The organism is Lysinibacillus sp. FSL M8-0355 (assembly GCF_038008985.1).
Classification (GTDB): Bacteria; Bacillota; Bacilli; order Bacillales_A; family Planococcaceae; genus Lysinibacillus; species Lysinibacillus fusiformis_D.
Genome location: NZ_JBBPAI010000001.1, coordinates 3,866,596 through 3,881,701, shown reverse-complemented (window position 1 = coordinate 3,881,701; position 15,106 = coordinate 3,866,596). Strand labels below are relative to the sequence as shown.

8 protein-coding genes are annotated in these 15,106 nt (G+C 33.2%); all 8 read left to right on the top strand.

The window, feature by feature from the left end; genetic code table 11:
• The first annotated feature begins 570 nt into the window (after window positions 1-570).
• The 8 genes from MKY46_RS18935 to pglZ all read left to right on the top strand — a co-directional run bounded on the left by MKY46_RS18935 (window position 571) and on the right by pglZ (window position 15,101).
• The gene (locus MKY46_RS18935) at window positions 571-816 is read left to right on the top strand and encodes a TIGR04540 family protein (RefSeq protein ID WP_340835119.1); all 246 of its coding nucleotides are present in this window, start codon (window positions 571-573) and stop codon (window positions 814-816) included.
• 31 nt (window positions 817-847) lie between these two features.
• Window positions 848-1,462, top strand: coding sequence for a DUF1819 family protein (locus MKY46_RS18930; protein WP_340835118.1), 615 nt, complete (start codon window positions 848-850; stop codon window positions 1,460-1,462).
• Window positions 1,455-2,021, top strand: a complete 567-nt coding sequence (locus MKY46_RS18925; RefSeq protein ID WP_016993251.1) for a DUF1788 domain-containing protein — start codon at window positions 1,455-1,457, stop codon at window positions 2,019-2,021. Before MKY46_RS18930 ends, MKY46_RS18925 begins: the two co-directional genes overlap by 8 nt.
• Window positions 2,022-2,039: 18 nt before the next feature.
• Window positions 2,040-5,615 (top strand): BREX system P-loop protein BrxC, encoded by a 3,576-nt coding sequence (gene brxC / locus MKY46_RS18920; protein ID WP_340835115.1) that lies wholly within the window; start codon window positions 2,040-2,042, stop codon window positions 5,613-5,615.
• 13 nt (window positions 5,616-5,628) lie between these two features.
• Window positions 5,629-9,159, top strand: coding sequence for a BREX-1 system adenine-specific DNA-methyltransferase PglX (gene pglX / locus MKY46_RS18915; protein WP_340835114.1), 3,531 nt, complete (start codon window positions 5,629-5,631; stop codon window positions 9,157-9,159).
• Between the two features lie 102 nt (window positions 9,160-9,261).
• A complete protein-coding gene (locus MKY46_RS18910; RefSeq protein ID WP_340835111.1) occupies window positions 9,262-11,250 on the top strand; it encodes an AAA family ATPase in 1,989 nt (662 codons plus the stop codon).
• Between the two features lie 4 nt (window positions 11,251-11,254).
• Complete coding sequence (locus MKY46_RS18905; RefSeq protein WP_340835109.1) at window positions 11,255-12,340, top strand: hypothetical protein; 1,086 nt, start codon at window positions 11,255-11,257, stop codon at window positions 12,338-12,340.
• Window positions 12,341-12,542: 202 nt separating this feature from the next.
• Complete coding sequence (gene pglZ, locus MKY46_RS18900) at window positions 12,543-15,101, top strand: BREX-1 system phosphatase PglZ type A (RefSeq protein WP_340835106.1); 2,559 nt, start codon at window positions 12,543-12,545, stop codon at window positions 15,099-15,101.
• Window positions 15,102-15,106: the final 5 nt, after the last annotated feature.

Below are 15,106 nucleotides of genomic sequence, written 5' to 3'. Positions count from 1 at the left end.
AAATGACTAGGGAAACTATTAAATAAATATCCAGTAAAAATGGGGTTAAATAGCAATGGAAGGATTCGACTGAAAAAACTATTATTTGATTCCTCCAAGGATTTTAGCCTAATTAGAGCTTAAATTCTGAAAAAAATTTCGAAAAAAAGTTGAAAAAATATTTCGTTTTTTCATTGTAAATCCTTTAGTATCAAGGGCTGAAGGGCATAATTGCTTCGGCAATATCCCCCTAACTAATCGCTTACACGTAGGAGAAATATTGCATTGCTGAACTTGCTGTCATGGTTGAAGTTAAAACGGGAAAGTAGCAATGATTGCTTGCCAAATTTAGTGGCGTTAAGTAGGTGGATCGGCAAAAATGATTAAACCATACACTTGCTTGTATTTTGTAGAAGATAATGAGCTTAGTTTTGTAACTTCATAGCTTGCTGATTCAATATATGTAATGAACATACTAATTGAGGTGTTCAAAAATTTATGTTAATATATTTAATTTTGTCCTTGAAGTAACCCTTTAATGAGAATAAAGTAAGAATAGGATATAAATATTGTACTAATAATGTAATTGAGGTGTTTCAGTTGGTTGTAAAACGTTTTTATCGAACACAGCGTGATTTAGCAAAGGCTATAAATGAAGTAGTAGACGCGTATTGGCAAGAGGCGATAACTGAAGAAGAACTTATTTCAGATGTACATAGTATGTATTTAAATAACTCTGACAAGCTAATGAAGGATGGGGTTTTTACAAAAATCGTTCAGCAGCAATGTGGAAAAAGAAGACTTTTATTGATTAAGAAAATTGTAGAAATTAATTAGTGAAATAGTCTTGTAAGAGAGTGAGGAATCAATGACAATGGATTTAGAATATTCTTCTGTCTTAACAGGTGCTGGATTTATGCTTTACGAGGTGAAGCAAGTAGCAAAATTAAAGCAACAAGGTTATTCGGATAAAGAAATTCGATATAAAGTATTAGGGGAAAACATTTTTCAATATGAAAAGCTATCAAGTGTTAAAAGAGCAATGCCGTATATTTTAAAGCGAGTGGACTTACTAGACGAATTACTAATGCAATTATTGATTGATGAACCGTATGAGGTGGGGAAAGTGATCAACCTTTATGCCATCATGAAATTTGATCGTCTTTTCTATGAATTCATGCAGGAAGTTGTAGCTGAAAAGTTAAACAACAATGATTATTACCTCGATAAGGTTGACGTGAATGTATTTTTTGCGGCAAAGATGGAGCAAAGTGAATTTATGGCTGGCTGGTCGGATACAACAGTAGCGAAACTTAAACAGGTGTTTAAGAAGATTTTGTTAAATGCAGGTCTACTGAAAGATTTACAATCGAATGAGTTAAACCGTTTGTATATCGATGAGCGTGTGAAAAGTCATCTGAATCATCTTGGTGATGCTAAGTATTTACAAGCCATGGGAGAAACAGGAGGCTATCATGGTTAATTTTAATGAGAGACTGGACAAAATTATTCCAAAGCTAAAAGAAGACAAGTTTATTGAAGGTAGAGGTCTAGGTAACGAAATTAGCTTCTATGTATTTGATTACGAACCTGTTCATGAACTTGAAATGAGAGATTATATACAGCACATCAAAAAAGAATTCGACTATGATGGCTCAACACGACAAATTTTAGAGGTGGACTTATATAAGACGCTTCTTGAAATAACGAAAGAAAAGCGTATTTATGAGCGAATTTTTCAAATGGAAGAAAGGCAGGGTAAGGAAGCGTTGTTTAAAGCAATGACAACGTTTGCAAAGCCAGAAATCTTCCTCAATAAAATCAAAGAAAAATTAGACGGTCATAATGTGATTTTTCTTACAGGTGTAGGGAAAGTATATCCTTTTGTGCGTTCTCATAACATTTTGAACAACCTACAAGAAATTTTAGACAAGACACCAGTTGTTATGTTTTTCCCAGGGCAATATGATGGGCAATCATTACAGCTATTTAGCAAATTTAAGGATGACAACTATTACCGAGCATTTCGATTAATTGATTAGAATAGGGAGGCTTTTTAGATGATTTTAAAGGACATGTTTTTAAAGAGTATTGAGCGTGATATTCGTGGCGTTATTAAAGTAGCTCAAACGAGTGATAAAGATATTCATAATGAACTTGATGAATACGTTGTGACGCAGGAATTAAATAAGCACCTTTCGAAGTTTTATGAGAACTACCAACGAGGAATTGTTGGAAAAACAGACAAGATGGGTGTTTGGATTAGTGGGTTCTTTGGTTCTGGTAAATCGCATTTCTTAAAGATTTTAGCGTACCTATTAGAAAACCGTATGGTAGAAAATAAATTCCCTGTAAATCTATTTGAAGATAAGATTAAAGATCCATTAGTATATGCCAATATGAAAAAAGCGGCAGATATTGAAACAGAAGTTGTTTTATTCAATATTGATTCAAAAAGTTCTTTAGATAACAAATCAAAAGAAGATGCCATTTTACGTGTATTTATGAAGGTATTTTATGAACACCGTGGCTATTACGGAGATATTCCAGGTGTTGCTGAAATGGAGAAATACCTTGATAAGCAAGGCAAATTTGAAGCATTTAAGCAGGAGTTCCAATCGCTTGTAGGCGAAAGCTGGGAAGAACGTCGTAGCACATTCTATTTTGATCAAGACTTTGTCATTGAAGCTTTAGGAAAAGTGATTAATTTGTCAGAGGCTTCTGCACGTAAGTGGATTGAAGAAAAAGTAGATGACTTTGAAATGGATATTCAAACGTTTGCGAAAGACGTAAAGGATTACATAGATTCAAAGGGACCAAATTTCCATTTAGTATTTTTAGTTGATGAGATTGGACAATATATTGGCGACAACCGTAATTTAATGCTTAATTTGCAAACGCTAACAGAAGATTTAGGTACATACGCTGAAGGTAAAGTATGGGTAATGGTTACTTCTCAGGAAAGTATCGATTCGATTATTAAAGTAAAAGGTGATGATTTCTCACGTATTCAAGGACGTTTTGATACTCGTTTATCTTTATCTTCAATTTCAGTTGATGAAGTAATCAAAAAGCGTATTTTAGAAAAGCATCCACATGTAACAGATAAATTAAAGGCGATTTATCCAGAGAAAAGTGCGATATTAAAAAATCTAATTAGCTTCCGTGAAAGCACAGCTGATTTAAGAGGCTATGATCATGAACAAGAATTTGCGGAAGTATACCCATTTATTCCGTATCAATTTAAATTGCTACAAAATGTATTTGAACAAGTACGTAAGCACGGTTCATCTGGAAAGCATTTATCGGAGGGCGAGCGTTCAATGCTTTCTGCCTTTAAGGAAGCTGCACTTTATTATAAAGAAGCAGAAGAAGGTGCTTTAATTCCATTTTATGCATTTTATGACACGATTAAAGAATTTTTAAACCCAGCGATTTCACGTGTAATTGAAGGGGCAAAAGAAAACCCAGCTTTAAAAGATGATGAATTTAATATCGATTTATTAAAAGTGCTATTCATGATCAAGTACGTGAAAGAGGTACCAGCTACGATTGATAATATCGCAACATTGATGGTAACAAACATTGATGAGGATAAACTACAGTTAAAAGAAAAAATTAAATCTGCTGTTCGTAAATTAATTGGACAAACATTAATTCAGAAAAACGGTGACTACTATGTGTTCTTGACAGATGATGAGCAAGATATTAACCGTGAAATTAAGCAAGTGACTATCGATGAGGATGTACTAAAACGTGAGTTAGCAAATACAATATTCCTCGACCTTTATGATGAAAAACGTTTCAATTATTCGAAACACTATGCCTTCCAATTTAATCAAAAGATGGATGAAAAAAATTATGGCAACCAAACTTCTTCTATTGGTGTGCAAATTATTTCACCATTATCGGATCATTATCAAAAATCGCAGCAGGAGCTAATGCTGCTTACATCTGGCAGTGGAGAAATGCTTATCAAGCTAGGTGCGAATGATTCTTATGTAGAAGAAATGGAAGAAGCATTAAAAATTGAGGACTATCGCAAAAAGAAAAATCCGTTGCAGCAACCTGAAAACATTCAAAACATATTAAATAACAAGCAAGTCGAAGTGAAGGATCGTAAACGCCGAGTAAGAGATTTATTAACGGAGGCTATTAAGGAAGCTGAGTTCTATATTTACGGGGAAAAGGTAGAAATTAAAGGCTCTTCTGTAAAAGAAAAAATCAATGCGGCATTTAAAGTGTTAGTAGAAAATGTCTTTAATGAATTAGGTCATATACAAGAGTTTTTAGATAATGAAAAAGAATTGGCAACTATGTTAGATACAGATAACAGCCAACTATCATTAGATGATTCTATTGTGACAAAGCCTAATCAAGAGGCAAAGCGTAAGGTATTTGAATTTGTTGATTTACAGGATCAAATTAAGAAACAAATTACGGTAAAGAAAATATATGATCGTTATCAGGATAAGCCATATGGGTGGAAACCTATAGATATTGCTGCACTTATTGTAGAGCTTTTAATCGAGCAACGAATACGTATTCGTTACAATTCTGAATATATTGAGCCAGCAAAAGATACGAATAAAATCATAACAGCTTTAGTCAAGTCGTCAGAGTCAGAAAAAGCGATTGTTGTCAAACGTACTAAAGTAGATGAAGCATTAATTCGAACTGCTAAAAGTATTTGTAAGGACGTGTTTAATACAACAAACTTAGCAGATGATGAGGATGGCTTATTAAAAGACATTCAAGGCTTAATGGAAACGCAAATCAGTGAAATTAAAGGCTACAAGGTTCGTTATGAAGGACGTAAATATCCAGGGATGAGCTTATTAAATAAAGGGCTAGAGTATTTCGAGCAGTTTGATGCCAAATTGGATAGTGTTTCTTTCTTTGAAAAGCTAAAAGAGCTAGAGAATAACTTGTTAGATTGGGAAGAGGACATTGCTTATGTGAAGAGCTTCTTTGAAACGAATCAAAAAGAGTTATTCGATAAAGGCTTAGCGGCATTAAAAAAATACGAGGAAAATAAATCGTACCTATTTGGTGAAGAAATTGAACAGCCAATGCAGCAACTACAGACGATACTAAATGATCCGATTCCATATAAGAAAATTAAAGAAATCCCAGAGCTAACGAATGCTCTCGATGTTTCATTTAATAAGGTCTTAACAGACAAAATTGCCTTTGCACAAGAAAAGGTGCAGCTAGATTACGATGAGGTAGCATTATTATCTCGACAATATGGCGTATCAGCTGAAACAAAGCAAAACGTGGAAGCTTATTTTACTAAGTTATTAGCTGATATTGCAGCATTTACAGACATTTATAAGGTGGATGCTACGATTTCTCAAAGTGCAAGCTTGAAGGATAGAATGAGCCGAATCATCAATCAAGACATAGCACAGGAAGAAAAACGTAAAGCTGAGCAGCAGCGTATAATCGGTGGGGAAACAAATGTCCCACCAGTAGAAGAACCGATTGTTCAAAAAGAATCTATAAAAGTGTCGAAATTAGTGCCAATGAAAACACTTGCGACGGAGCAAGATGTGGATCAATATATTTCAACGCTGTCTGCAAAATTAAAGCAAATTATTAAATCAAATAAACAAATTGAGTTTATTGAGTAAAGGATGTTGAGCAATGAATAAATCGGCTTTAAAGAGCTTTGCAACAGAAGCACGCCTCGAACTACTTGAAAAAATTAAAATACAAGCACGTAAGCTAGGGATTACGCCCGATGCAATTCAGCAAGCATCATTAGAAAGTTCGGACGCTATCTTTATTGATGGCAAGCCGCTTTCTGATGTTGAACGTAAGCAACGTAATAAATTAATTACACGTGTTAACGAAATTGGCTATGACCGTGTTATGGAAGAGGCTGCTTATACGTGGTTTAACCGTTTTATCGCCCTACGTTATATGGAAGTAAATGATTACTTACCAACAAAGGTGCGTGTACTTTCTTCTGTGAATCCTGATAGTACAGAGCCAGATATGTTTAAAGAGGCATTGAATTTGGATTTACCGATTGATAAAGAGCTTGTGTATAACTTGAAAATTGAAAACAACACGGATGAGCTCTTCAAATATCTAATCAAAATTCATTGTAATGATCTGAATCGCTATATGCCATTTATGTTTGAAACGATTGAAGGATATACAGAAGTACTGTTCCCAGAAGGATTGTTAGGGACAGATACATTTGTACGTGCTATGACTGATGTGAATGTGATACCAGAAGAGGATTGGGAAAATGTTGAAATAGTAGGTTGGCTGTATCAATACTACATTTCAGAAGAAAATGAGCGTGTAATTAAAGCGAAGAAACGTTATAAAGCAGAGGAAATTCCGTTTGCCACACAGCTATTTACACCTGAGTGGATTGTGCGGTACATGGTACAAAATGCATTAGGGCGTTACTGGATTGAATCACACCCAGAACATAGAGATTTAATTCAAAACTGGGAATTTTATTTAGAAAATCCTAATCCTGAACCAGATTTTAATGAAAAAATTGCACCGTATATTAATAAGGAGTTAAATGTAGAAGATATTAAATGTTATGACCCTGCAATGGGAAGTGGGCATATCCTTGCTTATATGTTTGATGTGCTTTACGAGATTTATAGTAAATGTGGATATATGGATCGCGAAATACCAAGATTGATAATTGAAAAGAATTTGTATGGGTTGGATATTGATGAGCGAGCATTTCAACTAGCTAGTTTTACAGTGGTAATGAAGGCACAACAATATAATAAGCGTTTTTTGCGTAGTATTGAGCGTGAACCTTTGGAAATGAATTTGGCTGCAATACAGGAAACGAATCTTGTTTTAGAGAAAGATGCTGGTGAAGTTATTGCTTATTTAGCAGGAGAACCTACAGGTGAATCATTTAATCATATGAAATCTTTTGTTGAACAATTTAAACACGCAAAAGCAATTGGTTCTCTGCTTAAAGTAGAAGCGTATGATATTGATTTATTACAACAGCGATTAAAAGTAATTGAGCAGCAATCAAATGATTTATTTGAATTAGAAATGAAAGACCGCATCTTAAATTTATTTAAAGGTCTTGTGAAACAAGCATTTTTAATGAGTAGTCAGTATGACATATATATTACGAATCCGCCATATGCGGGAAATAAGTATATAACAGATGAAGTTACTGATTATTTGGCTAATAACTATAGTGAAGTAAAAACAGACTTATTTTCAGCGTTTATTTCTTCAAGCTTTGATAGAACGAAGGTTAATGGACAAATTGGTTTTATGACGCCATTTGTTTGGATGTTCATTGTGTCATATGAAAAGCTTAGAAATCAAATTATAGCAGATAAAACAATAAGTAGTTTAATTCAGTTAGAATATTCAGGTTTCGATGGAGCGACGGTTCCAATATGTACATTTACTTTAAGAAACTATAATAATTCTTTTTTAGGTGAATATATTAAGCTTTCGGATTTTATAGGGGTCGCAAATCAGCCAATTAAAACATTAGAAGCAGTAGCTAAGCCAGATTGTAAGTATCGATATACTACTGATCAAAATGGTTTTAAGAAGATCCCTGGTAATCCAATTGCCTATTGGGCAAGTGATAACTTGTTAAAAGATTTTGAAGTGGGTTCGAGTATGAATGAATTGATAGAACCCAAAGTAGGTTTACAAACAGGAGAAAATAATCAGTTCTTGAGGTTTTGGTGGGAGTTAAATCCATCTAAAATAAAATATGACACAGTTTCTACCGAAGAATCGAAGACAAGTGGCTATAAATGGGTTCCTTATAATAAAGGTGGAGAACGTCGTCAATGGTATGGTAATTATGACTATGTTGTAAATTGGGAGAATGATGGTGAAGAGATTAAGAACTTCAAAAATGAAAAAGGTAAATTAAGATCTGTTGTTAGGAGTCCCCAATATTATTTTAAAGAGGCAATTACTTGGTCGGATGTAACAAGTGGTGGATTTAGTATAAGATATAGAAGTAAAGGTAGCATTCATGATGTTTCTGGTATGTCTGCATTTACAAATGATACAAGAAAAATGAAATATCTATTGGGTCTGATGGCAACAAAAATATCCAATTATATTTTTAAAATGCTAAATCCAACGATTCATTTGCAAATAGGTGACTTTAGTAATTTCCCGGTGTTATATGAAGAAGAAGTTGTAAATAAAGTAATTCAATTAGTAGATAATAATTTGAACATTGCTAAGACGGAATGGGATTCGTTTGAAATATCATGGGAATTCACTGTTCATCCATTTCTATCAAATAAAAAAGCAACGGTTGAAGAAGCGTTTAATGATTGGGAAGTTCATAGTTCTCAAGAATTTATTCTTTTAAAACAAAATGAAGAGGAATTAAACCAGATTTTTATTGATATATATGACTTACAAGATGATTTATCTTCTAGCCTTGAAGATGAAGAAATTACTATTAGAAAAGCTGATTTAGAACGTGATGTAAAGTCGTTTATTTCGTATGCTATCGGTTGTTCTTTAGGTCGTTATTCACTTGACGAAGAAGGTCTTATCTATGCTGGTGGTGAATTTGACGCTTCACGTTATAAAACATTCCAAGCAGATGCAGATAATATCTTACCAATTTTATCAGGTGCATATTTCGAAGACGATATTGTAACGAAATTTATTAATTTTGTTCGTATAACATTTAGCGAGAAAACATTGGAAAAAAACCTCGATTTTATTGCTGATGCAATTGGGCGTAAGAAAACAGAAACGGCACGCGAAGTGATTCGCCGTTATTTCATAAATGACTTCTTCAAAGATCATGTTCAAACATACAAAAAACGTCCTATCTATTGGCTATTTACATCAGGTAAAGAAAAAGCATTCAACTGCTTAATTTATATGCATCGCTATGATAAAACAACTCTATCACGTATCCGCACTGATTATGTACATGAAGTACAAAATCGAATGGATGCAGAGAAAAATGATTTATTAAATATCATTAATGGTGATTCAACAGTTAAAGAAATTGCAAGTGCTAAGAAAGAGTTGAAATTGCTAGAGAAGAAAATTGATGAATTGAAAAAATATGATGAGCTATTGCATCATATGGCGGATCAGCAAATTGAAATCGATTTAGATGACGGTATGAAGCATAATTATGAGTCGTTTAAAGGGTTAGTAGCAAAAATATAGGTGAAGTTATCGGAGTAAAATTAGAGACTAAATTTACTCCGATATATTTTTTATTAATACACTTACCATAGAATTGTCTTATTTTTAAAGGGGGAGAAGTTTATGGAGTTAATATACATATGGATTGATAAGTATCGGACGTTCAATAATACAGGTGTAAGTCTGTCTGATAAATTTAAAGTTCAATATGACTTTGAGAAAAATACCATCATAATTAAAGAAAATCCTTATTTTTATAATATTTTTCCTGATAATATTTTAAATGTTTCTGCTATTTTAGGGAAAAATGCAGCTGGGAAAAGCAATTTGCTTGATTTAATCGGTATGAAATTACGTGATAGAAATAATTTAAGCGAGGAATTTGAAATCAAATATAGCAGACCAAAAGAAAAATTTGGTGTTATAAGATACCCTCAGGATATAGAAGAGGAACGTAAAAATTCGCAATACTTTTTTATTTATTATATTGGTAAAGATAGTAATGGTGAAAGTCTATATTGCTTTGAAGGGAATGATATCGAACAGTATGGTAAGTTGATTGAGAATAAAGAAAATATAGATTTTAAGTATTATAAATCTAAGTATTGGTTTTCTTTTATTTGTTATTCTGAGGTGGAAAAGTTACGATATAACGCTACTGTTCAAGATACATTTGTAAATCATACCGAAATCCTCTCACTCAAAGAGAATTCAGCAATTATACTGCTTAGAGAAAAATATAATCCAAGATATTTTGATAACCAATCTTTTGTAAACGAAGATGAATATAAAATAGCCGTTCCAAGAAGAGTTGCAAAATTTACATCTGATTTTTTGTATAAAAAGATAGAATTTTTAATTAAACAAATGTCTGTTGAAAATAGGTCCATTTATGCAGATGACCATTATACGTTAAATATTCGTTATGCTAATGATGTGTATGATTATTCTGATGAGAATTTAAATATTTGCGGATTTAAAAATATAAAAGGAGCAAACGTAACAAAAAAAGAAGCATGGATTTGCGAGCTGCTTTCAAGTTTCTATTTTCATTTTATAAATTCTATCGGATTAACTAAAAGAGAGGGGGATTTAAAAGTATCGCATCTTAAGGAGCGTATGCCTCAACTGAACTCGAATGAGGTAACGTATCAGAAAATAAAAAAATATTATGATACAGCCTTAAATGTTGTTGCTGCAAATTTTTTTGAAGGTAAATCAGAGGAATTTGAGTTCTTCTTCAAACGTTATACAGATCTAGTAGGATTTTTAGAGAAACTATTTCTTGAAGTAAGCAGTACAGCAGCTATCGAAATAAACGAAAATTACATAGAAATTAAAATTAACAGCAAGATAGAAAAAGAACCATTATTAAAATTAATTGAATTAACAATTGATGAACCACAGGAGAGTGAAATAAAGCAAAAGCCATTTTCAGTTTTTCAAAACTTCTTTAGCTTCGATGTTCGTTTTTTAAGTGATGGAGAGCTAGGATACTTAGGATTGATGTCTATAATTGATGAGCAAATTACAGTGAAACTAGATGGGAAAAATCATTTTATTTTATTACTAGATGAACCAGAAACTAGGATGCATCCTGAGTTAGCCCGAACATTTATCAAAACGCTGTTGGATTTCTTAGGTCAGTATAAAAACAAAACATTTCAAATTATTTTAGCTAGTCACTCACCGTTTCTTGTTAGCGATATACCAAAAGCCCATGTTTTAACAGTGGAAAAATCCGGTTTTTCTAGTATTGTTCAGACTTGCACTTTTGATACATTTGCCCAAAATGTTCATGTACTTCTAAGGGATGCATTTTTTATGAATGCTACTCTCGGAGCGTATTCGCATTTTAAAATCGAAGAAGTTAAGGAATGCTTAGATAATGGAACTGCATCAGATTTGGAAATGATTGGTGCAGAATATATTGTGAATAAGATAGGGGAACCAGTAATAAAATCAATGCTGCAAGAAAAGTTAAGAGATAAAAAAAAAGGATTTCAAACTATTGAATTAACAGATGCTATAAAAAAATATAATAACTTATCTTCAACAGACAAAGAAGCATTGATTAAGCATATAATTAACTCACAGAACCTAGGGGATTAAGTAAATGATAAAAATAGAGCTTTCTAGAGAGGTAGAATCTAAGCATTTGAAATACTTCGAACAAACAATTCTTTGTAGATTTGATGGTACTTCTGTAGATTTATATTTTGAAGAATATGAAGACCATCATAGGGAGTTCATGCGGTATTGTAAGCAACATTACGAAGTACTAGCGATAGGGAAACCATCTTTATTAAAAGAGTTTATGAAAAATATACCTGATTTATCCCGAAAACTACTTCAAGATAACCCGACTTTTTATAGAATAACAGAGGGAGGCGAGAAGGTTGGTTATTGTAAGTACCTTTTAGAAATCTTCAACTATACAAAATTTAGTGAACTAAACAATATTGTTGCGAATGAAATGATTACACAAAATGTTTATAAAGAAATAAAACCTAACCTAATAAAAGAATCTTGGAATCCGTATGCATTTGTAATGATGACGGGCATAAGGATTTGTCCGTATTGTAATAGGCAATATATAACCCCGATTTATCAACATTCGAATATTTATTCAAAAAAACATAAATTACGAGCGGACTTAGATCACTTTTATCCTAAAGATAAATATCCGTATTTGGCTATGTCTCTATATAATTTAGTGCCATGTTGTAAATTTTGTAATTCTTCTTTAAAAAATATAAAAGAATTTGGTTTTGATGATGTTAATCCATACGAGGCTAATTTTGATGATTATTTTAAATTTAAAGTAAATTGGCTAGATGAAAAGATGCCGGATATTTATATAGAGAAAACTTCTGATAAGAGCATCGATAATTATTTAGATTTCTTTCAAATAGAAACATTATATAAATACCATAATAATCAGGCTGAAGAATTGATTCGAAAAAGAATTATTTATTCCGAAAGCTATTTGGAGGAGTTGTATAATAATAACAAGAATTATTTTGAAAGTAAGGAAGCTATAAAAGAATTAGTCATTGGCTATATTGCAAATAAAGGAGATTTTAATAACGAAGCCTTTTCCAAGCTTCGTAGAGACATATCGGAGCAGTTAAATTTTATTGATTATTCTCCTGATGCGGAACATATAGATGAGTTGAAATGTTTAATTAAGAATAAATAAAATAAGTGTTTCTAGGGAATAATAGGCATGCTTCATGCGGGGTACTTGATTAATAATATATCTACTGATTTGTGTAGAGATTGTAATTATTGATGGGAGCTTCCGATAAAAAATATTCTATATACGTGTTTCCTTATAAGCCTCTCAAATTAGAAGAGGCTTTTTTGTGTTTTCAGCTATAATATAAGGTGAGGTGATTCTTTTGAATATCGAACAAATAGAATCTGCGTTACAGGATGCATTTAGTGAGCCGTTGAAAAGTGGCGAGCAGCGTAAAATTGTATTCTGGGTAGATAAGGATCAAGAATTTATTGATGAAATTGATCAAATGACAATAGATGGTGTACACATACAGAAATTAACGAATAACAATCAATTTTATATGAAGCATTTATTAGAGGAAGAGGACACGCAATCACATTATTTGATTTACACGAATTTGGAATTGAATTCGGAAGAAAACTGGTTGTACGATATTGTGCTTTATTCAAAAACGTTTTTTGCGGATCGTATTTCATTAATTATTAGTGACTTACATATTGATCCATCGTTGCGAATGATTATTAAGAAATATGAAAAGTTCTTTAATAACAAAGAACGCTTCAAGAAGTTTCAGGCTTTTGGTTTGACGAACTATACAGAAGAATCGATTGAGCTTGCGATTATGAGCGTTCTTTGTGGCTTTAAGAAACCAAATTTTGAATTGGTCTTAAAAACGGTGCTAATGGATACGCTAGAGGATACTGAAAATAAATACATCGCACAGATGGAGAAGTTCTTTGATTTAGCTGCTTTTTGGAAACATGTAGAGCAGCTTTATGGCTATGAGCGTGAAGTAAAGACCTTGAAAACATTATTTATTCATTTGACAGTTACGTCACTTAGTCATGCAATGAAAGAGGAATATTTAGGGGGATTAAAGGACTTTGTAGCAGTTCGTAATCGCACGAATTCATTAGTATTCATCGACCATTGGCGACACCATAAAACGGATTACGCTGTATTTGATGAGTACGCAGCATTAATTGAGCAAGAAGTGAAATTAGCAAGCATCATTCAATCGATTCCTGTTGAAGAATTCAAGCAAGCAGACATTTTTCCCTATTTTGATAAGGCGATTATTATTAAAATTGCGAATAGCTTGTTAGAGAATTTAGAGGACTTTGAAAATTATACAAAGCTAATTAAGCTGCGTAGAGCGAAGCATTATTATGAGCAATTCACATTTGTTTATGAGGCATTGTATTATACCGTAAAAATGCATGAGTTTTACAAGGAGCATAAGCAGGGGCTTATGCAGGGTGAACCAATCGCAATACAAGAGGCGTATGTGAAAGAGTATTACGCTATGGATATGTATTACCGTAAATTTTATGTTGCTTTTGATGAGGCTAGTAATAATGAATTGCTTAAAAAACTGAAATCACTAGTAGAAAACCTTTATACTAATTGGTTTGTGGCAGAGCTAAGTACGAATTGGTCACAGGCTGTGAAAGCTGAGATGACAGAGGGTTGGTCGTTGCCAGGAGTGAGAAGTCAACAAAGCTTTTATTCGTCAGTTATCGCACCCCATATCCGTAAAGGTGAGCGAGTGTTCGTTATTATTTCTGATGCGATGCGTTATGAAGTTGGCGTAGAACTAGCAGAACGATTAAATGCTGAAACAATAGGTGATTGTGAGGTAGGCACGCTGTTAGGTGTAGTGCCTTCTGTAACAAAATTAGGGATGGCGGCTCTGTTGCCTCATCGTAAGCTTGATTTTGATGCAACTGCTCGAGTAATGATTGATGATACGGATTCATCTGGTTTAGAAAATCGTAAAAAAATACTTGAATCGTATGTGGAAGATAGTATTGCAGTGCATTTTCAGGATGTGTTAGATATGAATAAGACAGGACGTAGAGAGGTCTTTAAAGGGAAGAAGCTCATTTACTTCTATCATGACACGATTGATGCAATGGGTGATAAAGCGTCTACAGAAATCTATACGTTCAATGCCGTTGAAAAAGCGTTAGATCAATTATCCGCTTTAATAAAGGTGATACGTGATGATTTAAGTGGTTCGAATGTTTATATTACAGCCGATCATGGTTTCTTGTATCAACGTGAAGAGCTTCCTGATAGTGATAAATTGGCGAAGGAGAAGATGGATGTAATCGAAGTGAAACGCCGCCATATTTTATCGAAGGAGCACCGTGAACTAGAGGGGCAAATTGCCGTGGATTTATCTACAATTGTTCAAAATGAAGAAGCATTAACGGTTTATTTACCAAATGGTACAATTCGCAATCGCCTGCAAGGTGCAGGTGTAAACTTTGTACACGGTGGAGCGAGCTTACAGGAAGTGGTTGTTCCCTTGCTAACATTTAAAAATAAACGTGTTGGTCAAAAAGGTGTCCAAGCGATTCAGAAAGTGGATATTAAGCTAACAAATACGACACGAAAAATTACAAATAGCATTTTTAACTTAGAGTTTTTCCAAACTGAAAAGGTAGAAGATAAGCAGATTCCACGTACCGTTTTAATTTATATGACGGATGATGAGGGAAGCGTATTATCCAATGAAGAAACAATAATTGGGGATCGAACATTCGATAAACCTGAAGAGCGAACATTTAAACTGCAATTTGTATTAAAAAGCATTACGTATGACCGTGCTAAAACCTATTATTTGAATATAAAAGATGTAGAAACGGGTGTTGTAATTGAAAAAATACCGTTTTCAATTAACTTAGGCATTGTCAGTGATTTTGACTTTTAGTAAAG

Excerpts from the sequence above, each read along its gene's own strand:
- MKY46_RS18930 (WP_340835118.1), top strand. The coding sequence starts at position 848 with ATGACAATGGATTTAGAATATTCTTCTGTCTTAACAGGTGCTGGATTT.
- MKY46_RS18925 (WP_016993251.1), top strand. The coding sequence starts at position 1,455 with ATGGTTAATTTTAATGAGAGACTGGACAAAATTATTCCAAAGCTAAAA.
- brxC (WP_340835115.1), top strand. The coding sequence starts at position 2,040 with ATGATTTTAAAGGACATGTTTTTAAAGAGTATTGAGCGTGATATTCGT.
- pglX (WP_340835114.1), top strand. The coding sequence starts at position 5,629 with ATGAATAAATCGGCTTTAAAGAGCTTTGCAACAGAAGCACGCCTCGAA.
- MKY46_RS18910 (WP_340835111.1), top strand. The coding sequence starts at position 9,262 with ATGGAGTTAATATACATATGGATTGATAAGTATCGGACGTTCAATAAT.
- MKY46_RS18905 (WP_340835109.1), top strand. The coding sequence starts at position 11,255 with ATGATAAAAATAGAGCTTTCTAGAGAGGTAGAATCTAAGCATTTGAAA.